Source organism: Streptomyces sp. NPDC025793 (assembly GCF_055558375.1).
The window spans coordinates 237,483-257,559 of sequence record NZ_JBVHMR010000002.1 but is presented as its reverse complement, the minus strand read 5'-3'; the positions used below and the strand labels follow the sequence as shown (position 1 = coordinate 257,559).

19 protein-coding genes are annotated in these 20,077 nt (G+C 68.7%); 9 read left to right on the top strand and 10 right to left on the bottom strand.

Annotated features, from left to right (window positions below; all coding sequences use genetic code 11):
* Positions 1 to 19: 19 nt before the first annotated feature.
* The 6 genes from gyrB to dnaA form a co-directional block, all read right to left on the bottom strand.
* A complete protein-coding gene (gene gyrB / locus ACZ4MF_RS04985; protein WP_467489863.1) occupies positions 20 to 2,128 on the bottom strand; it encodes a DNA topoisomerase (ATP-hydrolyzing) subunit B in 2,109 nt (702 codons plus the stop codon).
* Positions 2,129 to 2,502: 374 nt separating this feature from the next.
* Entirely contained in the window at positions 2,503 to 3,051 is a 549-nt protein-coding gene (locus ACZ4MF_RS04980) for a DciA family protein (RefSeq protein ID WP_467489861.1), read from the bottom strand.
* Positions 3,048 to 4,169, bottom strand: coding sequence for a DNA replication/repair protein RecF (recF, locus tag ACZ4MF_RS04975; protein ID WP_467489859.1), 1,122 nt, complete (start codon positions 4,167 to 4,169; stop codon positions 3,048 to 3,050). Before recF ends, ACZ4MF_RS04980 begins: the two co-directional genes overlap by 4 nt.
* 39 nt (positions 4,170 to 4,208) lie before the next feature.
* Positions 4,209 to 5,084: a phosphogluconate dehydrogenase (NAD(+)-dependent, decarboxylating) gene (gnd, locus tag ACZ4MF_RS04970; RefSeq protein ID WP_356025881.1), complete on the bottom strand. Its 876-nt coding sequence runs from the start codon at positions 5,082 to 5,084 to the stop codon at positions 4,209 to 4,211.
* Positions 5,085 to 5,265: 181 nt separating this feature from the next.
* Positions 5,266 to 6,396, bottom strand: coding sequence for a DNA polymerase III subunit beta (gene dnaN, locus ACZ4MF_RS04965; RefSeq protein WP_071374904.1), 1,131 nt, complete (start codon positions 6,394 to 6,396; stop codon positions 5,266 to 5,268).
* A 965-nt stretch (positions 6,397 to 7,361) separates the two neighbouring features.
* Positions 7,362 to 9,452 (bottom strand): chromosomal replication initiator protein DnaA, encoded by a 2,091-nt coding sequence (gene dnaA / locus ACZ4MF_RS04960; RefSeq protein WP_467489856.1) that lies wholly within the window; start codon positions 9,450 to 9,452, stop codon positions 7,362 to 7,364.
* Positions 9,453 to 9,846: 394 nt separating this feature from the next.
* On the opposite strand from dnaA, the gene rpmH reads away from it, so the two are divergent.
* The 9 genes from rpmH to ACZ4MF_RS04915 all read left to right on the top strand — a co-directional run bounded on the left by rpmH (position 9,847) and on the right by ACZ4MF_RS04915 (position 16,812).
* Entirely contained in the window at positions 9,847 to 9,984 is a 138-nt protein-coding gene (gene rpmH / locus ACZ4MF_RS04955) for a 50S ribosomal protein L34 (RefSeq protein ID WP_015659252.1), read from the top strand.
* Between the two features lie 21 nt (positions 9,985 to 10,005).
* Complete coding sequence (gene rnpA / locus ACZ4MF_RS04950; RefSeq protein ID WP_467489854.1) at positions 10,006 to 10,377, top strand: ribonuclease P protein component; 372 nt, start codon at positions 10,006 to 10,008, stop codon at positions 10,375 to 10,377.
* Positions 10,374 to 10,748 carry a membrane protein insertion efficiency factor YidD gene (gene yidD / locus ACZ4MF_RS04945; RefSeq protein WP_358652581.1) on the top strand — a complete coding sequence of 125 codons (375 nt, stop codon included), beginning with the start codon at positions 10,374 to 10,376 and terminating at the stop codon, positions 10,746 to 10,748. Before rnpA ends, yidD begins: the two co-directional genes overlap by 4 nt.
* Positions 10,749 to 10,751: 3 nt before the next feature.
* Complete coding sequence (yidC, locus tag ACZ4MF_RS04940; RefSeq protein WP_467489852.1) at positions 10,752 to 12,029, top strand: membrane protein insertase YidC; 1,278 nt, start codon at positions 10,752 to 10,754, stop codon at positions 12,027 to 12,029.
* A 15-nt stretch (positions 12,030 to 12,044) separates the two neighbouring features.
* Positions 12,045 to 12,557 (top strand): Jag family protein, encoded by a 513-nt coding sequence (locus ACZ4MF_RS04935; RefSeq protein WP_467489850.1) that lies wholly within the window; start codon positions 12,045 to 12,047, stop codon positions 12,555 to 12,557.
* Positions 12,558 to 12,674: 117 nt separating this feature from the next.
* A complete protein-coding gene (rsmG, locus tag ACZ4MF_RS04930; protein ID WP_356025866.1) occupies positions 12,675 to 13,391 on the top strand; it encodes a 16S rRNA (guanine(527)-N(7))-methyltransferase RsmG in 717 nt (238 codons plus the stop codon).
* A gap of 315 nt (positions 13,392 to 13,706) precedes the next feature.
* Complete coding sequence (locus ACZ4MF_RS04925; protein ID WP_356026185.1) at positions 13,707 to 14,780, top strand: ParA family protein; 1,074 nt, start codon at positions 13,707 to 13,709, stop codon at positions 14,778 to 14,780.
* Positions 14,777 to 15,871, top strand: a complete 1,095-nt coding sequence (locus ACZ4MF_RS04920; protein ID WP_467489848.1) for a ParB/RepB/Spo0J family partition protein — start codon at positions 14,777 to 14,779, stop codon at positions 15,869 to 15,871. The genes ACZ4MF_RS04925 and ACZ4MF_RS04920 overlap by 4 nt, the downstream gene beginning before the upstream one ends.
* Positions 15,872 to 16,194: 323 nt before the next feature.
* Entirely contained in the window at positions 16,195 to 16,812 is a 618-nt protein-coding gene (locus ACZ4MF_RS04915) for a GNAT family N-acetyltransferase (RefSeq protein WP_467489846.1), read from the top strand.
* Between the two features lie 79 nt (positions 16,813 to 16,891).
* Here the strand turns inward: ACZ4MF_RS04915 and trxA are convergent, their stop codons facing one another.
* The 4 genes from trxA to sigM form a co-directional block, all read right to left on the bottom strand.
* A complete protein-coding gene (gene trxA / locus ACZ4MF_RS04910) occupies positions 16,892 to 17,224 on the bottom strand; it encodes a thioredoxin (protein WP_071374914.1) in 333 nt (110 codons plus the stop codon).
* A 48-nt stretch (positions 17,225 to 17,272) separates the two neighbouring features.
* Positions 17,273 to 18,241 carry a thioredoxin-disulfide reductase gene (gene trxB, locus ACZ4MF_RS04905; RefSeq protein ID WP_467489843.1) on the bottom strand — a complete coding sequence of 323 codons (969 nt, stop codon included), beginning with the start codon at positions 18,239 to 18,241 and terminating at the stop codon, positions 17,273 to 17,275.
* A 156-nt stretch (positions 18,242 to 18,397) separates the two neighbouring features.
* Positions 18,398 to 19,339, bottom strand: a complete 942-nt coding sequence (locus ACZ4MF_RS04900; protein ID WP_467489841.1) for an anti-sigma factor family protein — start codon at positions 19,337 to 19,339, stop codon at positions 18,398 to 18,400.
* The gene (sigM, locus tag ACZ4MF_RS04895) at positions 19,336 to 20,061 is read right to left on the bottom strand and encodes an RNA polymerase sigma factor SigM (protein ID WP_467489839.1); all 726 of its coding nucleotides are present in this window, start codon (positions 20,059 to 20,061) and stop codon (positions 19,336 to 19,338) included. The genes ACZ4MF_RS04900 and sigM overlap by 4 nt, the downstream gene beginning before the upstream one ends.
* Between the last annotated feature and the right edge of the window lie 16 nt (positions 20,062 to 20,077).

Below are 20,077 nucleotides of genomic sequence, written 5' to 3'. Positions count from 1 at the left end.
GCGGTCAGCTGAGACCGACTCAGATGTCGAGGAAGCGGACGTCCTTGGCGTTGCGCTGGATGAACTGGCGCCGGGCCTCGACGTCCTCGCCCATCAGGACCGAGAACAGGTCGTCGGCCTGGGCGGCGTCGTCGAGGGTGACCTGGCCGAGGACCCGGTGCTCCTGGTCCATGGTGGTCACGCGCAGCTCCTCGGCGTTCATCTCGCCGAGACCCTTGAAGCGCTGGATCGAGTCCTCCTTGACGCGCTTTCCGCGCTGGCGGCCCATCTCCAGCAGCGCGTCGCGCTCGCGGTCCGAGTAGGCGTACTCGACCTCGTCCCGGCCCCACTTGATCTTGTAGAGGGGAGGGCGGGAGAGGAACACGTGCCCGGCCTCGACCAGCGGTCGCATGAAGCGGAACAGGAAGGTCAGCAGCAGGGTGTTGATGTGCTGGCCGTCGACGTCGGCGTCCGCCATCAGGATGATCTTGTGATAGCGGAGCTTCTCGATGTCGAAGTCCTCGTGCACACCCGTGCCGAAGGCCGAGATCAGCGCCTGGATCTCCTGGTTCTGCAGGATCTTGTCGATCCTGGCCTTCTCCACGTTGAGGATCTTGCCGCGGATCGGGAGGATCGCCTGGTACTGCGGGTTGCGGCCGGACTTGGCCGAGCCGCCGGCGGAGTCACCCTCGACGATGAAGATCTCGCACTTGGTGGGGTCGTTCGACTGGCAGTCGGACAGCTTGCCGGGCAGGGACGCCGACTCCAGCAGGCCCTTGCGGCGGGTCAGGTCGCGGGCCTTGCGGGCCGCCACGCGCGCGGTGGCCGCCTGGATGCCCTTGCGCACGATGTCCGCGGCCTCGACCGGGTTGCGGTCCAGCCAGTCGTTGAGGTGCTCGTAGACCGCCTTCTGTACGAAGGTCTTGGCCTCCGTGTTGCCCAGCTTGGTCTTCGTCTGGCCCTCGAACTGCGGCTCGCTCAGCTTGACCGAGATGATCGCGGTCAGACCCTCGCGGATGTCGTCACCGGTGAGGTTGTCGTCCTTCTCGCGCAGCAGCTTCTTGTCGCGCGCGTACTTGTTGATGAGGCTGGTGAGGGCCGCGCGGAAGCCCTCCTCGTGCGTACCGCCCTCGTGGGTGTGGATGATGTTGGCGAACGAGTACACGCCCTCGCTGTAGCCGCTGTTCCACTGCATCGCGACCTCGAGGGACAGGCTCTTGTCCTTGTCCTCGGCCTCCAGGTCGATGACGGTGTTGTGCACCGCCTCTCCCTTGCGGGAGTTGAGGTACTTCACGAAGTCGACGATGCCGCCTTCGTAGTGGTACGTGACCGCCTTGACCTCGGCCTTCTCGTCCGCGCCCGCCTCGTCCGCGCCGGACGTGGCCTTCGCCGACTCGCGCTCGTCGGTGAGCCGGAGCGTCAGGCCCTTGTTGAGGAAGGCCATCTCCTGGAAGCGCCGGGACAGCGTCTCGAAGGAGTACTCCGTGGTCTCGAAGATGTCCGGGTCGGCCCAGAAGGTGACCGAGGTGCCGGTCTCGTCCGTGGCCTCGTGCCGGTCGAGGGGGGCCGTCGGGACGCCGAGCTTGTAGTCCTGCGTCCAGCGGTGCCCGTCGGTCTTGATCTCGACGGAGACCTTGGTCGACAGGGCGTTCACGACGGAGACACCGACGCCGTGCAGACCGCCGGAGACCGCGTAGCCGCCGCCGCCGAACTTGCCGCCCGCGTGCAGCACGGTCAGCACGACCTCGACGGCCGGCTTGCCCTCGGAGGCCACGATGCCGACCGGGATGCCACGGCCGTTGTCGACGACGCGCACGCCGCCGTCGGGCAGGATCGTGACGTCGATGGTGTCCGCGTAGCCCGCCAGCGCCTCGTCGACGGAGTTGTCGACGACCTCGTACACCAGGTGGTGCAGACCGCGCTCGCCGGTCGAGCCGATGTACATACCGGGTCGCTTGCGGACCGCGTCCAGCCCTTCGAGCACGGTGATGGCGCTGGCGTCGTAGGAGGCGGAGGCCGCGCCGGAGTCGGTGGCCTCGCCGCTCACAGGGGCCTCGGTGGCCTCGCCGTGCACGCCGGCGTCGGTGGACGGGATGTTCTCGTTGGGGTTGCCGGAATCGGCCACGAAGCGCCCTTTCTGGCACAGCACGAGCCAAGCTCGTCGGCGGGTTGCCGGAGCGGCTGCGGCATGTTGCGTTGGTAAGCCTTGATCAGCGTTGCTCAGCTTTTCCCGGGCGGTCCCCACATTGGGGCGGGATTGGCTTCCAGTCTACCGGTAGCGCTGACATCGATGGGGGTTTGCCGGTACCTGAGTCCCCATGTGCCGCCCTGAACCATCCTCGGCCGGGTCCCGATATACGGATGGGGGCTCCAAGCGGCTCACAGCGGCACTCAGCGCTTCGGGCCGTCAACCCTTGGCTACCGGGGGGTCAGTAGGCGTGGGACACGCGCGCGTGGAGGCACGACACGGGGCGCGGCAGGGGTGCGACCGCCCCGCCGCGGGACCTCAAGACGTGAGGTACGTCACCCGTACGTATCGCCGGGTCCGGTGCTCCCCGGAGCCCTCAGCGGCCCGTAGCGGCGGGCCGGACCGCCCGGATTGAGCACTTTGATCATCCGTACGGTGCCGTGTCCCAGATCCTCGTTGAGCCGCGCGACCAGCGCGGGCGCGAGATGGCGCAGCTGGGTCGCCCAGGCGGTCGAGTCACAGGCCACGACCAGCACACGCTCGTCCTCGTCGTAACGCTGCGGCACACAGTGCTTGGCCAGGTCCTCGCCGACGATCTGCGGCCAGCGGCCCATCACCCCGCCCACCGCCGCCGGGGTCTCCCAGCCGCGCTCGGTCAGCAGCCGGTTGATCGCGGCACCCAGCGCCATCGGGTCCCGGCCGTCGGCACGCGCGCCGGAGCGCAGCCCGCCGCCCCGCCGGGCCTGCTTCTTCTGCCGGGCGGCGTCCCCCCGCGCGCGTGCCTGCTCCTTCGCCGCGCGCAACGCCACGCGCGCGAGGTCGACGCCGGAGGGTTCCTCCGCGCTCTTCTTCGGCGCCTTCGGGCCGAGCTCCCCGGTGCTCATACGCGCTCCACCGTCCCGCCGGACACCACGTACCGCGCCCCCACCAGGACATCCGGTACGTCGTCGTCCACGGCCGCCGTCACCAGCACCTGCTCGCCCGGCGCGACCAGTTCGGCCAGCCGCTCCCGCCGGCGCGCGTCCAGCTCCGCGAAGACGTCGTCCAGCACCAGCACCGGCTCGTTGCCCTCGGCGCGCAGCAGGTCGTAGGAGGCCAGCCGCAGGGCGAGCGCGTACGACCAGGACTCGCCGTGCGAGGCGTACCCCTTCGCGGGCAGCTCGCCGAGCTTGAGGACGAGGTCGTCGCGGTGGGGCCCCACCAGGGTCACCCCGCGCTCGATCTCCTGCTTGCGGGCGTCGGCCAGCGCCGCCGTCAGCTGGGCGTACAGCTCCTCGCGCGTGTGCGCCTCACCGGGCGCCGACGGCCGGTACTCCAGCGCGAGCGGCCCGCCGCCGGGGGCCAGCTGCTCGTACGCCTTGTCCGCGAGCGGCTGGAGCGCGGCGATCAGGTCCAGCCGCCGGGCCAGCAGCTCGGCACCCGCGCGCGCGAGATGCTGGTCCCACACGTCCAGCGTGGACAAGTCCATGGACCGCCCGCCGTGCCGCCGCGCGAGGGCGGCGCTCTTCAGCAGCGTGTTGCGCTGCTTGAGCACCCGCTCGTAGTCGGACCGCACACCCGCCATCCGCGGCGACCGCGCGGTGATCAGCTCGTCGAGGAAGCGCCGCCGCTCGCCCGGGTCGCCCTTGACGAGGGCGAGGTCCTCGGGCGCGAACAGGACCGTGCGGACGATGCCGAGGATGTCGCGGGGCCTGACCTGCGAGGACCGGTTGATGCGGGCGCGGTTGGCCTTGCCGGGGTTCAGCTCCAGCTCGACCAGTTGCCGCCGCTCGCCCTGGCGGACCTGCGCCCGTACGACGGCCCGCTCGGCCCCCATGCGGACCAGGGGCGCGTCGGAGGCGACCCGGTGGCTGCCCAGCGTCGCCAGATACCCGACGGCCTCGACCAGGTTCGTCTTGCCCTGGCCGTTGGGGCCGACGAAGGCGGTGACGCCCGGGTCGAGCGGAACCTCGGCCCGGGCGTACGAGCGGAAGTCGGCCAGCGAAAGATGCGTGACGTGCATGATCGTTCCGCCGGCCTTCCCGATCCCTGGATCCCTGAACTACTTCTTCTCTACGGCGTGACCGCCGAACTGGTTGCGCAGCGCGGCGATCATCTTCATCTGCGGCGAGTCCTCCTGGCGGGAGGCGAACCGCGCGAACAGCGACGCGGTGATCGCGGGCAGCGGCACCGCGTTGTCGATCGCGGCTTCCACAGTCCAGCGTCCCTCACCGGAGTCCTGTGCATAACCGCGCAGGCCCTGAAGGTGCTCGTCCTCGTCGAGCGCGTTCACGGCGAGGTCGAGCAGCCAGGAGCGGATGACCGTGCCCTCCTGCCAGGAGCGGAAGACCTCACGGACGTCCGTGACGGAGTCGACCTTCTCCAGCAGCTCCCAGCCCTCGGCGTAGGCCTGCATCATCGCGTACTCGATGCCGTTGTGGACCATCTTCGCGAAATGGCCCGCGCCGACCTTGCCGGCGTGCACCGAGCCGAAGTCGCCCTCGGGCTTGAGCGCGTCGAAGACCGGCTGCACCTTCGCGACGTGCTCGGCGTCGCCGCCGTACATCAGCGCGTAGCCGTTCTCCAGGCCCCAGACGCCGCCGGAGACGCCGCAGTCGACGAAGCCTATGCCCTTGGCCGCCAGCTCCTCGGCGTGCTTCTCGTCGTCGGTCCAGCGGGAGTTGCCGCCGTCCACGACCACGTCGCCCGGCTCCAGCAGTTCGGCGAGCTGGTCGACGGTCGACTGGGTCGGCTCGCCGGCCGGCACCATCACCCAGACCACGCGCGGGCCGCTGAGCTTGCCCACAAGCTCTTCCAGGCTGTGGACGTCCGCGAGGTCCGCGTTGCGGTCGTATCCGATGACGGTGTGGCCCGCGCGGCGAATCCGCTCGCGCATGTTGCCGCCCATCTTGCCGAGGCCGACGAGACCGAGCTCCATCAGTTGGTTCCTTAGGTTGCTGTGTGGCGTGAGGGGCACCTGCGTACCCGGTCCGAGCCTAGTCCCGGCCCCTCGTGCACAGCTGTGGGCATACGCGCTCACCTGCGGAAACCCCGGCCACTGTCCTCGCCGGTCACAAACGCCGGGTACCCACAGGGGCACCCGGCGCTGTGGATGACGGTCAGCCGCTGAGCCGCACCGGCATGATCAGGTACTTGTACGCGTCGTCCGCCTCGGCGTCCAGCGCCGGCTTGCCGCTGAGCAGCGCCGGCTTCGTGGACGTCGTGAACGACAGCTGGGCCACCGGGGAGTCGATCGCGCTCAGACCGTCCAGCAGGAAGGTCGGGTTGAAGGCGATCGAGATGTCGTCGCCCTCCAGCTGCGCGTCGACCCTTTCCACAGCCTGTGCGTCGTCGCTGGAGCCCGCCTCCAGGATCAGCACGCCCTGCTCGAAGCTCAGCCGCACCGGGGTGTTCCGCTCGGCCACCAGCGCCACACGCTTGACGGCCTCCACGAAGGGCGCGGTCTCGATCACGGCGACGGAGTTGAACTCGGTCGGGAACAGCGTGCGGTACTTCGGCAGGTCGCCTTCGAGCAGACGCGTGGTCGTACGCCGCCCCGCGCCCTCGAAACCGATCAGGCCCTCGCCCGCGCCCGAACCGGACAGCGCCAGCGTGACGGTGTCACCGGCACCGAGCGACTTGGCGGTGTCCAGCAGCGTCTTGGCCGGGACCAGGGCGACCGCCGAGGCCTCGGGGTTCTCCGGCTTCCACAGGAACTCGCGGACCGCGAAGCGGTAGCGGTCGGTGGAGGCCAGGGTGACCGTGTCGCCCTCGATCTCGATGCGCACACCGGTGAGGACGGGCAGCGTGTCGTCCCGGCCGGCGGCGATGGCCACCTGGGAGGCGGCGGCCGCGAAGACCTCACCGGGGACGGTGCCGGTGGCGTTCGGCATCTGCGGCAGCGCCGGGTACTCCTCCACCGGCAGGGTGTGCAGGGTGAACCGGGAGGATCCACAGACCACGGTCGCCCGTACACCGTCTGTGGAAATCTCCACCGGGCGGTTGGGCAGCGCGCGCGAGATGTCGGCGAGCAGGCGGCCGGAGACGAGGACCGTGCCCTCCTCCTCGACCTCGGACTCGACGCTCACGCGAGCGGAGACCTCGTAGTCGAAGCTCGACAGGCTCAGCTGGCCGTCCTCGGCCTTGAGGAGAAGGCCGGCGAGGACAGGCGCCGGCGGACGGGCCGGGAGGCTGCGTGCCGCCCACGCCACTGCCTCCGCGAGTACGTCGCGTTCCACCCGGATCTTCACCGTAAGCCGCCTCCTGCTGCTGTTGCTTCTGAGTCCTCCGACTCGGTGTCACCGCCCACTGCGGAGGGCAGGACACCGGGGACCAGTCTGACGCACCGCACTGACAGTAGGTGCCCGTCGGGGTCAAGTCGCTCCGAGAGGCAGCCGGGCTCGAGACAGCGAGTTGTGCACAGGACCCGCTTCAAAACGATTGCCGAGCTCTCTCTAGTCGGGAGTAGTAGTAGGGCCTGTGGATACCGTGGATAACCACGTTTGCCCAGCTCAGAGGCGAAATTTTGTCCACTGGCCCTGTGGGCGGAGGCGGTGGACAACCTGGTGTCTCTGTGGAGAACAGAAAGTTCTGCACACACCGCCCACAGCCCGGAGGCAGTTCTCCCCAGCTGCGTCCCCAGGTTTACCCACGTTTCCCACACCCGAATCCGGCACCTTCGTGTGACGCCTTTCACTCGACGCGGTGACAGGGTGCGTCGCGTTGCCGAACAGTGGACAGCCATGTGGAGAAGCCGACGATCACTGGGGACAACCGCGCCCAGCCTGTGGGTCGTCAGTGGAAAACCTCGTCCACAGCCTGTGGATCTTCTTTTCCTCCACAGCCTGTGGAGATCGTTCGTCCACGATTCCACAGGGTCTTGAGCTGGGCGAATCCCCAGGAGACAGGCTCCCTGTGGATGCCGTTCGGGACAACTCCACCGTCCCCAGTGTGTGGACGGAAGAAACTCAGCGAATCTGTGGAGAGTGGCCGTAACCCGGCACGTAATCGAACACCAGGTGCCAATCGGGCAACGCCCCCAGCCCGCCAAAGCTCTCGCGTCCGCCACCGGGACCCGGCAACGAGCCCCGCCACCGGGCCCCGCATCGGGCGGGCAACAGCCGACGGGAACACAGAAGGGCGCCCCCAGGATGTGGATCCCGAAGGGCGCCCTCGAACTCCGGCTCAAGCCCGGCGCAGCCGCCGGCAGCCGCTCTCAGCCGTTCTTGATGCGGTTGGTCAGCTCGGTGACCTGGTTGTAGATGGACCGCCGCTCGGCCATCAGCGCACGGATCTTCCGGTCGGCGTGCATGACGGTGGTGTGGTCCCGCCCGCCGAACTGCGCGCCGATCTTCGGCAGCGACAGGTCCGTCAGCTCACGGCACAGGTACATCGCGATCTGCCGGGCCGTGACCAGCGCCCGCCCGCGCGAGGTGCCGCACAGGTCCTCCACGGTCAGCCCGAAGTAGTCCGCGGTGGCCCCCATGATCGCCGTCGCCGTGATCTCCGGGGCCGAGTCCTCGCCGCCGGGGATCAGGTCCTTCAGGACGATCTCGGTCAGGCCCAGGTCCACCGGCTGCCGGTTGAGCGAGGCGAACGCCGTCACGCGGATCAGCGCGCCCTCCAGCTCACGGATGTTCCGCGAGATCCGCGAGGCGATGAACTCCAGCACCTCCGGCGGGGCGTTCAGCTGCTCCTGCACGGCCTTCTTGCGCAGGATCGCGATCCGCGTCTCCAGCTCCGGCGGCTGGACGTCGGTGATCAGTCCCCACTCGAAACGGTTCCGCAGCCGGTCCTCCAGCGTGACTAGCTGCTTGGGCGGCCGGTCGCTGGACAGCACGATCTGCTTGTTCGCGTTGTGGAGCGTGTTGAAGGTGTGGAAGAACTCCTCCTGCGTCGACTCCTTGTCCGCGAGGAACTGGATGTCGTCGACGAGCAGGATGTCCATCTCGCGGTAGCGCTTGCGGAAGCTGTCGCCCTTGCCGTCGCGGATGGAGTTGATGAACTCGTTGGTGAACTCCTCCGAGCTCACGTACCGCACGCGCGTGCCCGGGTAGAGGCTGCGCGCGTAGTGCCCGATCGCGTGCAGCAGATGCGTCTTGCCGAGCCCCGACTCCCCGTAGATGAACAAGGGGTTGTACGCCTTCGCCGGCGCCTCGGCGACCGCCACCGCGGCCGCGTGCGCGAACCGGTTGGAGGCGCCGATGACGAACGTGTCGAAGAGGTACTTCGGGTTCAGCCGCGCCGTCGGCTCAGCCGGACCGCCCGCCGGCGCCGGCTTCGCGGCCAGCGGACCCGGTCCGCCGGACGTGGGCATGTCCGGGCGCCCGTGGCCGCCCCGGTGCGCCGGGCCGCCGCCGGCCGGCTGCTCGGGCAGCTCCCGGCGGACGGGGTCGCGCTGGTCGTACTCGGCCCGGGAGGAGTCGTACTCCGGGCGCCCCGAGTCGTACTCGCCGCGTCCCGAGTCGTACTCGGAGCGCGGGGCGTCGTAGTCCGGGCGGGACGGTTCGTAGTCACCACGGTCCCCTCGGTCGCCACGGTCCCCGCGCGGGGCGTCGTAGTCGCCGTACTCGCCGCGCTGCTGCTCGTACTTCGGCCGGTCCATGCCCTGCGGGCGGTAGTCCTGGGACGGCGGGCCGTACCCGTCCGGTCCGGAGCCGTAGGCGTCCTGGGACGACGGCGAGGCGTAGGGGTCGCGCTCGGGAAAGCCGAGGCGCGGCTGCTGCCAGCTGTACTCGTCCTGCGCGGGCCGCGGCCAGGCGCCCGGCTCGCGCCGCTGGAACTCGGAGGGGTAGGCCGGGCGGACGACGGGGAGCTGGTCACCGCGGTCACCGCGGTCACCGCGGTCACCGCGGTCACCACGGTCCCCTCGGGAGTGCGGCCCGTCGGCCGGGGGCTGGTCCGCGGCGCGGTGGCGGCCGTAGCCCTCGTACGGCCGTTCCTCGTACGACGACGGGCCGGAGGGCAGCTCCGGCTCCTCGTAGCGCGGACCGGGCGGCTGCTGCACGGGCGCGGGGGCCGGCGGCTCGCCCGCTGAGTCGTCCACGGTGATCGCGATGCGGATGGGGCGGCCGCACTCGCGGCTCAGCGTCTCGCTGACGATCGGCGCGAGACGGCCCTCCAGCACGTTCTTCGCGAATTCGTTCGGCACGGCGAGCAGGGCGGTGTCCGCGACCAGCGCGAGCGGCTGGCAGCGCCGGATCCAGTGCTCGTCCTTGACCTCGACACCCTGTCCGCGCCCCTCCCCGAGGAGCTGCTCGAGTACTCGCGGCCACACTGCGGCAAGATCGGCAGGTACGTCAGCCACAGGGCACGCTCTCTCACAGGTCCCACGAACGTGTGACGCGGGACGGGTCGGGGTGTACTTCGGGTGTTCGGTGGGGCAAACCCGCCGGGGCGGGGGACAAAAGAACGAATGGGAGTTCAGCCACGGTAGTCAGCGCGGCGGCTACGGTTCAAGTTGTTGTCCCCAGCCTGTGGATAGTGTCTCTCCGTGACCCTCGGTTTGACCGGATGGCGTAGCCCCGCGTACCGTAACCAGGTCGAGTTGTCGATGGCTGCTGCCGCCTGCCTCCGATGGGCACAGATCACTCCAGGTGATCGGGAAGCGGTGCACTCGGGCGTGACGCGAGCTACTCGTGGGCGCACGGTGACAGCCAGGACGGCACCCGCCACACCGATTTGATTTCTGGAGCCCCCGAGTGAGCAAGCGCACCTTCCAGCCGAACAACCGTCGTCGCGCGAAGACCCACGGCTTCCGCCTGCGGATGCGTACCCGTGCCGGCCGCGCGATTCTCGCGAACCGTCGTGCCAAGGGTCGCGCCAGCCTGTCCGCCTGATCCCGATCAGGTCATGACGTCGTGCTGCCCACCGAGAACCGGCTGAGGCGGCGCGAGGACTTCGCGACCGCGGTACGACGAGGACGCCGGGCAGGACGCCCGACCCTCGTCGTCCACCTTCGTAGCGGTGCCACGGACCCGCACGCGCCTGGGGAGAGCGCTCCCCCGACGCGTGCGGGTTTCGTCGTGAGCAAAGCCGTGGGTGGCGCGGTTGTGCGCAACAAAGTGAAGCGCAGACTGCGCCATCTGATGCGTGGCCGAGTCGCCCTTTTTCCCCCCGGTAGCCTGGTAGTCGTACGAGCGCTGCCCGGATCGGGCGACGCAGACCATGCACAGCTGGCCCGAGACCTCGATGCCGCAGTTCAGCGGTTGCTGGGAGGGGGCGCGCGATGAAGTACCCACTACTGGCCCTGATCAAGCTGTACCAGTGGACGATCAGTCCATTGCTGGGGCCGGTGTGCAAGTACTACCCGTCGTGCTCCCACTACGGCTACACGGCCATCGACCGGCACGGTGCGATCAAGGGAACGGCACTCACCGCCTGGCGCATCCTCCGGTGCAATCCGTGGTCGCTGGGCGGTGTGGACCATGTTCCGCCGCGTAAGCGTCCGCGGTGGCACGAACTGCTGCGCAACGCTTGGCGCGCACGCAAGGGCGGGACCTCCGCCGCCGAACCGGCCACCGAAGCGGAGCCCGGGAGCCCGTCTTCCGAGCTTCCTCCGAGCCCGGCCGCAGAGACCTCGTCCCATGCCCAAGGAGCATGATTAGTGGACACGATTGCAAGCCTCTTCAGTTTCATCACCTGGCCCGTTTCCTGGGTCATCGTCCAGTTCCACAAGATGTACGGCGCGATCTTCGGTGCCGACAGCGGGTGGGCCTGGGGCCTGTCCATCGTGTCCCTGGTGATTCTGATCCGCATCTGCCTGATCCCGCTCTTCGTGAAGCAGATCAAGTCGACGCGCGCGATGCAGACGCTCCAGCCGGAGATGAAGAAGATCCAGGAGCGCTACAAGAACGACAAGCAGCGTCAGTCCGAAGAGATGATGAAGCTGTACAAGGAGACGGGTACCAACCCGCTCTCCTCGTGCCTTCCCATCCTGGCGCAGTCCCCGTTCTTCTTCGCCCTGTATCACGTGCTCAACGGCATCGCGACGGGCTCGACCATCGGCGTCATCAACGAGCCGCTGCTCGCCAGCGCCCGTAAGGCGCACATCTTCGGGGCCCCGCTCGCTGCGAAGTTCATGGACAGCTCGGACAAGGTCGCGGCGCTGGGCGCCACGCTGACCGACGTCCGGGTCGTGACCGCGGTCATGATCGTCCTGATGTCGTTCTCGCAGTTCTACACGCAGCGCCAGCTGATGACGAAGAACGTCGACACGACGGTGAAGACGCCGTTCATGCAGCAGCAGAAGATGCTGATGTACGTCTTCCCGGTCATGTTCGCCGTCTTCGGCATCAACTTCCCGGTCGGTGTCCTCGTCTACTGGCTGACCACCAACGTGTGGACCATGGGTCAGCAGATGTACGTCATCCGCAACAACCCGACGCCGGGTTCCAAGGCCCAGGCCGCCTACCTGGAGCGTCTGACCAAGCACGTCACGCACCACGGCAAGGTCAGCCGCCGCAGCGAGAAGACCATCGTCAAGGCGATCGTCGCCAAGGGCCGCGAGCGCAACGAGTTCGAGCGCAAGTTCATCAACGGGCTGAACAAGGCCGGCCTCGCCGCCCAGGCCGACGGCACCGTGGTGCAGAGCACTGCCCAGGCCGCGGCGCAGACCGAGGACGGCGCGACGGTCACCGCGACCGGTACCGCGGCCGCCGGCAAGCGCCAGCAGCCCAAGCGCCAGTCCAAGTCTCAGCGCCAGTCCGGCGGGCCGAAGCCGGCCGGCGAGTCCACCACGTCGCTGGAGAAGGCCGACGAGCCGGAGGACGCCAAGTCCTCCGCTGCCCAGCAGTCCTCCAAGCCCGGCGGCACCCGTAGCAGGGCCCAGTCCGGCCAGCGCAAGGGTGGCCCGCAGCGGCCCAAGTCCCCGTCCAAGAAGTAAGAAGGAGCCCATCCCGTGACGGAAGGCACCACCTCCGCCGCTGCCGAGGGTGCAGACACCCTGACCCGCCTGGAGCAGGAGGGCGAGATCGCGGCGGACTACCTGGAGGGTCTGCTCGACATCGCCGACCTCGACGGTGACATCGACATGGACGTCGAGGCCGATCGCGCCTCCGTGTCGATCATCAGCGACAGCGGCAGCCGCGACCTTCAGAAGTTGGTCGGCCGGGACGGCGAGGTGCTGGAGGCGCTTCAGGAGCTGACGCGTCTGGCCGTGCACCGGGAGACCGGTGACCGCAGTCGGCTCATGCTGGACATCGCGGGCTACCGCGCCAAGAAGCGCGCCGAGCTGTCCGAGCTGGGGGCCAAGGCCGCCGCCGAGGTGAAGAGCACCGGCGAGCCCGTCAAGCTCAAGCCGATGACCCCGTTCGAGCGCAAGGTCGTGCACGACGCGGTCAAGACCGCGGGACTGCGCAGCGAGTCCGAGGGCGAGGAACCGCAGCGGTTCGTCGTCGTGCTGCCCGCCTGATCGGTCCCCCGCGTTTTCCGGCCCCGTCTGTTGAGCAGACGGGGCCGAACTTTGTCAGCCTGGTAGTTCTGGTGGCCGGTGTGCGAAGCACCGGCGCTGTACGGAAGGACGGTCCCCGTGACGGAGGCAGCGGAGCTTCCCCCCGCGCCCGAACAGGCGCGGGAAGTGTTTGGTGATCGCTTCGCCGATGCGGTCCGCTACGCGGAGCTGCTCGCCGAGGCGGGCGTGCAGCGCGGCCTGATCGGCCCGCGCGAAGTGCCCCGTCTGTGGGAGCGGCACATCCTCAACTGTGCGGTGCTCTCGGAGGCCGTTCCCGAGGGCGTGACGGTCTGCGACGTCGGCTCCGGCGCAGGGCTGCCCGGCATTCCCCTGGCCCTGGTCCGGGAGGATCTGAACATCACCCTGTTGGAGCCCCTGCTCCGGCGCACCAACTTCCTCACCGAGGTCGTCGAGCTGCTCGGCCTGGACCACGTCACGGTCGTGCGCGGCCGTGCCGAGGAGGTCCTGGGCAAGCTGTCCCCGGTCCACGTGGTGACCGCCCGGGCCGTGGCCCCGCTGGACCGGCTGGCCACCTGGGGCATTCCGCTGCTGCGTCCCTACGGCGAGATGCTCGCCCTCAAGGGGGACACCGCGGAGGAGGAACTGAAGGCGTCGGCCACGGCCCTCAGCAAGCTCGGTGCAGTGGAGACGTCCATCCTGCATGTGGGCGAGGGCATCGTGGACCCGATGTCGACGGTGGTCCGGGTGGAGGTCGGCGAGAGCCCGGGCGGTGTGCGGTTCGCGGCGAAGCGAGCAAAGGCGGCCCGGGCCGGCCGGGCGCGGCGTCGTCGCTGAACAGTCGAACGAGGTCGCTGTGGTCGCGTCTCGTCCGTGGTGACGTCTCGTCCGTCCTGACGACGAGACGTACTCCACACAAGCTGCCCGAGCTACGCAAGCCGGAGTGTCGCAGAGGTCCGGTCGCAGCCGCTGTGCATCGTGTTTCACGTGAAACGTCGCTCACTGCTGCACGGCATCATCAGTCGTGGCCGCGCCGCGGCCGAACCGCGCGACCGCAAGCCTCTCGGCTCACTCGGAGGGGCAGCGGAGTTGTCCACAGAGGTGGATTTCTCCACAGAACACCAGGCCTCACTGGTTCGCGACCCCGAAGGCATGGGAGGCTCTGTTCATTGCGAGCCTGAAGTCGAGGAGAGTGAATCCTTGCGGTCCGACGCCAACATCGCGGGACCGATGACCGATCCGGTCCCCGGTCCCCGTACCGAGTCGATGGGGGCGGATGTTTCACGTGAAACACCGCCTCCGATGGACGACACCCCGATCGGTCGTGCGGCCCAACTGGCGGTGGAGGCGCTGGGCCGCGCCGGCGAAGGTCTGCCCAGACCGGAGCAGACCCGAGTCATCGTGGTCGCCAACCAGAAGGGCGGCGTCGGCAAGACGACGACGACCGTCAACCTTGCCGCTTCCCTGGCGCTCCACGGCGGGCGCGTCCTGGTGATCGATCTTGACCCCCAGGGCAACGCGTCCACCGCTCTCGGGATCGACCACCACGCCGAAGTTCCTTCCATCTACGACGTGTTGGTGGAGAGCAAGCCGCTCGCCGAAGTCGTCCAGCCCGTCCCGGACGTCGAGGGTCTCTTCTGTGCTCCCGCCACCATCGATCTCGCGGGTGCGGAGATCGAGTTGGTCTCCCTCGTGGCCCGGGAAAGCCGGCTGCAGCGGGCGATCCAGGCCTACGAGCAGCCGCTGGACTACATCCTCATCGACTGCCCGCCCTCACTCGGTCTGCTGACGGTCAACGCACTGGTTGCGGGCCAGGAGGTCCTCATCCCGATCCAGTGCGAGTACTACGCGCTGGAGGGCCTGGGCCAGTTGCTCCGCAACGTCGACCTGGTGCGGGGGCACCTCAACCCCACACTGCACGTGTCGACCATCCTGCTCACCATGTACGACGGCCGGACGCGTCTTGCCTCCCAGGTCGCGGAAGAGGTGCGCACCCACTTCGGCGACGAGGTGCTGCGGACGAGCATTCCCCGCTCGGTCCGTATCTCCGAGGCGCCGAGTTACGGACAGACGGTGCTGACCTACGATCCCGGATCGAGTGGCGCCCTGTCCTATCTTGAGGCGGCCCGAGAAATCGCGCTGAAGGGCATCGGTATCAGCTACGACGCGAGCCAGGCCCATCTCGGCGCTCAGAACGACCCGAGCATGGTGGAGGGGATCCAGTGAGTGAACGACGGAGGGGGTTGGGTCGTGGTCTTGGCGCACTGATCCCCGCTGCCCCGACCGAGAAGACGCCGTCCCCGGCCGCGCTGGGAGGCGGAGCCTCTGCCTCTCCGACGGCCGTTCCGGTACTGACGACCGACCGCGGGGTGGCCGCGGCGAAGGTGGCCACGCTGCCACCCGTCGCACAGGAGACCGTCGTGGAGCCCCCGGTCTCGGAGCTGCCGGCTGCCCCGATGGGTGCCCACTTCGCCGAGATCCCCATCGACGCCATTTCGCCCAACCCGCGTCAGCCGCGTGATGTCTTCGACGAGGACGCTCTCCAGGAACTGGTCACCTCCATCCAGGAAGTCGGTCTCCTCCAGCCCGTCGTGGTACGGCAGTTGGGGCCCGCCCGCTATGAGCTGATCATGGGTGAGCGCCGTTGGCGGGCCTGCCGTGAAGCCGGCCTGGAAGCCATCCCGGCGATCGTCCGGGCCACCGAAGACGAGAAGCTCCTTCTCGATGCCCTGCTGGAGAACCTGCACCGTGCGCAGCTGAACCCGCTGGAAGAGGCAGCCGCCTACGACCAGTTGCTCAAGGACTTCAACTGCACGCACGACCAGCTGGCCGACCGGATCGGGCGGTCCCGCCCCCAGGTCTCCAACACGCTGCGGCTGCTGAAGCTTTCGCCGACGGTCCAGAAGCGGGTCGCCGCCGGAGTGCTCTCCGCCGGTCATGCCCGGGCGCTGCTGTCGGTGACGGATCCTGAGGAGCAGGACCGGTTGGCGCACCGCATCGTCGCCGAGGGGCTGTCGGTGCGTGCCGTCGAGGAGATCGTGACCCTCATGGGCTCGCGTCCCCAGAAGCCCCAACGTCCCAAGGGTCCGCGTGCCGGCTCCCGGCTCTCACCGGCGCTGGACGAGCTGGCGACGCGGCTGTCGGACCGCTTCGAGACCCGGGTGAAGGTGGACCTCGGTCAGAAGAAGGGCAAGATCACGGTCGAGTTCGCCTCCGTGGATGATCTCCAGAGGATCCTGAGCACTCTCGCTCCGGACGAGGGGCCGGTGCTCCAGCACGAGCTCCAGGAGAGCGCGGCGGAGGACCAGGACGACTGACCCCCGTCCAGTCCTCTGGGTCGTGTGGGAAACGGGCCGTGTCCGGTGTGTACCGGAACACGGCCCGCTCTTTTGCTTTGAGGCGGTATCGAGTGAATCGCTTCGTGGATACGATGCGAAATGGTATGGCGCATCCACCGGACAGCACATGCATCTCTGAGTGGGGAGACAAGGGCCATGCGATCGATGAGCCGCACCGGACTGGTGAGCGTGGGTCTGAGTCTCGGAGTGGTCGGCGGATTCGTCGTCGGCCTGCTCAGGGAACGCAGCGCTCTGACAGCCGCGCGTGATGCGGCGGGCGAAGGAAGCGAGGATCAGCCTTCATGGGGCGTCGGCTCGTGCCGCTCACACTGGACAACCTTCAGGACCTTCCCCCACGTTGCCGCTCCTGTGTCTTCTGGGAACTGGACCCCGTCAGCGGAGAAGCGGCGGTAAAGGCGGGCACCTCCGCGCTGGAGAAGGAGTCCTGGATCTCCGCCGTCCTGCTGGACTGGGGGTCGTGCGGCCGCGTGGTGTACGTGGACGACCTGCCGGTGGGGTTCGTGCTCTACGCACCTCCCGCCTATGTCCCGCGCTCGACGGCCTTTCCCACGAGCCCGGTCTCATCCGACGCCGTCCAGCTGATGACGGCCTTCGTCCTGCCCGGTTACCAGGGGCAGGGGCTGGGCCGGGTGCTGGTGCAGGCGGTTGCCAAGGATCTGCTACGCCGGGGTTTCAGGGCGATAGAGGCTTTCGGGGACGCCCGCTGGAAGGAGCCCGCCTGTCTGCTGCCGGCGGAGCATCTGCTGGCCGTGGGGTTCAAGACGGTACGGCAGCATCCGACGCACCCCCGGCTGCGGCTGGAGCTGCGCTCGACGCTCTCTTGGAAGGAAGACGTGGAGATGGCGCTCGATCGGCTGCTGGGGGCGGTCCAGAAGGAGCCGGCACTCAGGCCGCTCTAGTCGGCTGCGCCAGCGGCGAGACATAAGCGAATGGGCCGCCCCTCGGGAGGGGCGGCCCATTCGTGTTTCACGTGAAACATCACTCGGCGATGAAGTCCTCAAGGTCGCGAACGATCGCGGCCTTCGGCTTGGCGCCGACGATGGTCTTGGCGACCTCGCCGCCCTGGTAGACGTTCAGGGTCGGGATCGACATGACGCCGTACTTGGCGGCCGTGGCCGGGTTCTCGTCGATGTTGAGCTTGACGACCTCGATCTTGTCGCCGTGCTCGGCGGCGATTGCCTCGAGGGACGGGGCGATCTGGCGGCACGGACCGCACCAGGCGGCCCAGAAGTCCACCAGTACGGGCTTGTCGCTCTTGAGGACGTCCTGCTCGAAGGAAGCGTCGGTCACGTTCTTCAGGGTGCCGGCCACGGCGGGCTCCTTAACTCGTTCGTGGGGTGGGGCGGGGGAAGGGGAAGGTCAGACGGCGGCGGTCTCGGACTCCGTCGAGTCCTCGTCCGCAAGGGCGGACAGGAAGCGCTCGGCATCCAGGGCGGAGGAACAGCCGGTGCCGGCCGCGGTGATCGCCTGGCGGTAGGTGTGGTCGACCACGTCACCGGCGGCGAAGACACCGGTGACATTGGTGCGGGTGGAGGGCGACGCCACCTTCAGGTAGCCCTCCTCGTCAAGGTCCAGCTGGCCCTTGAACAGCTCGGTGCGCGGGTCGTGGCCGATCGCGATGAACAGACCCGTCACGGCCAGGTCGGACAGCTCGCCGGTCTTGACGTTGCGCAGCTTCAGACCGGAGAGCTTCTGCTCGCCCTGTACCTCGGCGACCTCGCTGTCCCAGACGAACTTGATCTTCGGGTCGTTGAAGGCGCGCTCCTGCATGGCCTTGGAGGCGCGCAGGCTGTCCCGGCGGTGGACGATCGTCACGGACTTGGCGAAGCGCGAGAGGAAGGTGGCCTCCTCCATCGCGGTGTCGCCGCCGCCGATCACGGCGATGTCCTGGTCCTTGAAGAAGAACCCGTCACAGGTGGCGCACCAGGAGACACCGCGGCCGGAGAGGGCGTCCTCGTTCGGCAGGCCGAGCTTGCGATGCTGAGAGCCGGTGGCGACGATGACGGCCTTCGCCTGGTGGACCGTGCCCGCGGTGTCGGTGACGGTCTTGATCTCACCGGTCAGATCGACGGAGACGATGTCGTCGGGGATCAGCTCGGCACCGAAGCGTTCGGCCTGCGCACGCATGTTGTCCATGAGCTCGGGGCCCATGATCCCGTCCTGGAAGCCGGGGAAGTTCTCCACCTCGGTGGTGTTCATCAGGGCGCCACCGGCGGTGACGGCGCCCTCGAACACCAGGGGCTTCAGCGATGCGCGCGCGGTGTAGAGCGCCGCCGTGTACCCCGCGGGCCCGGAGCCGATGATGATCACGTTACGGACGTCGCTCACGGCTTGATTCCTCGTCTCTGGTCTGTCTCAGTCGACCGGTGGGAGCCCCTTTCAGAACTCTCACCCCACCCAACGGATCCTACGGGGCGCGCATTCCCAGTGTGTCGGGGCACACGCATACCGGGTGGGGGTGACCGATGGACCGCACCGGCAGACTCAGGACCGGGCGAAGGAGTCTTTCAGAAGCACGGTCCCGGCGGTGCCGGACTGCTGGCGAATACAGGCCGCGTCGACGACGTAGGCCGTGACACGGGTGCTGTCACCGGGCTCCGGCAGAACGACCAGATAGGCGCTCTTCCCACCGTAGGTGCCGGTCTTCGCCGCCAGGGCCTGATCACTGCGCGGGATCGCCCGCCGCACACAGTCAGGGATGGGGATCTCCGTCTGCAGCAGGGTGTTGGCGCTCTCGGTGCCGGTCGGCGTGCTCTGGTTCTCCGTGACCCCGGACCGTGGGTGCTGGCTCTTGTAGCCCGGCTGCTCCGGCCTCTTTGCGGCGAGCAGGTCGTGCACCTGGTTCTGGACGCTGGCGCCGGAGAACACGCTGATGGACGGGCTCGGCGTGCCGTGTGCCGTCATGGTGGAGCTGCCGCCGGTGAACGATTGGATCACCAGGGTCCCGGCTCCCAGCACGGCGGCGGTGAGGACCGTGCCCAGCACGAGGGCCCTACGGCGCCGGGCGCGGCCGCTCTTTTTCCGTCCGGGGCCCGTCGCCGCTTGGGGGCGTCCAGCGGGGCGGTCGGCCGGGCGCTCGATGGCGACCGATGTTTCACGTGAAACATGCGCGTCGATGTCGTCACCGGAAGTGCCGGTCTCGTTGACGGAGGACTCGGTGCCGTCGCCGGAGAAGGCGAGGAGCGCTTCGACGGCGAGGGCGGCATCGATCCGGGCGGCCACGTCGGCCGGCATGGGGTCGACGTCCGGCACGGACACCAGCAGTCCGCGGATCTCCTCCAGCGAGGCGTGGACATCCGCACACGGCTCGCACGTGTCCAGGTGCCGTCGTATGTCCGTGCTGCGGTCCGGAGGGAGCAGGCCTTCGGTGAGGTCGGAGATTTCCTCGACGTCCGGGTGTCCGGCCGTGTCAGTCGTGGAAGTCACGCTCGCCCACCTCCGCCCTTCACTACGGCTGAATCGCTCGGTCCCGTGTCCGTGGGGCTCTCGTTGGCAGACCCCGTTGCCGGTGGGACGGATGTCCCCTGCACCCGGTTCCGTCCCTGCCCGGGTTCTTTTCCGCCTCCGCCGCTTTCGGGCCGTAGATGGGTGAGCAACGGCAGGAGTCTCGCTCTGCCTCGGGCGCAGCGGCTCTTCACGGTCCCCGTGGGCACGTCGAGAATCCGCGCGGCCTCGGCCACGGGGTAGCCCTGCATGTCGACCAGGACGAGCGCCGCCCGCTGCTCCTGCGGAAGCGTGCCAAGCGCCTCGAACAGCTGGCGTTGCACGTCGTTGCGTTCAGCCGGTGCCGAGGCCGACTCATGCGGCTCCAGTAGCTGCTCCAGCCGCTCGGTGTCGTCGACCGGTGACGTCTTCCGGGAGGCGGCCTTGCGGGTACGGTCCACGCAGGCGTTCACCGTGATCCGGTGCAGCCACGTCGTGACAGCCGACTGCCCCCGAAAGGTATGGGCGGCCCGGTATGCCGACACCAGGGCGTCCTGGACCGCGTCGGCGGCCTCCTCACGGTCCCCGAGCGTCCGCAGCGCCACCGCCCAGAGCCGGTCCCGATGCCGCCGCACGAGCTCACCGAACGCCTCGGGATCGCCCTCCACGTGGCGGGCGAGCAGGTCCTTGTCGCTCACCCCGTCGTATCCGGCGCCCTCCGCCATCTGCCCCCTCCGGTCC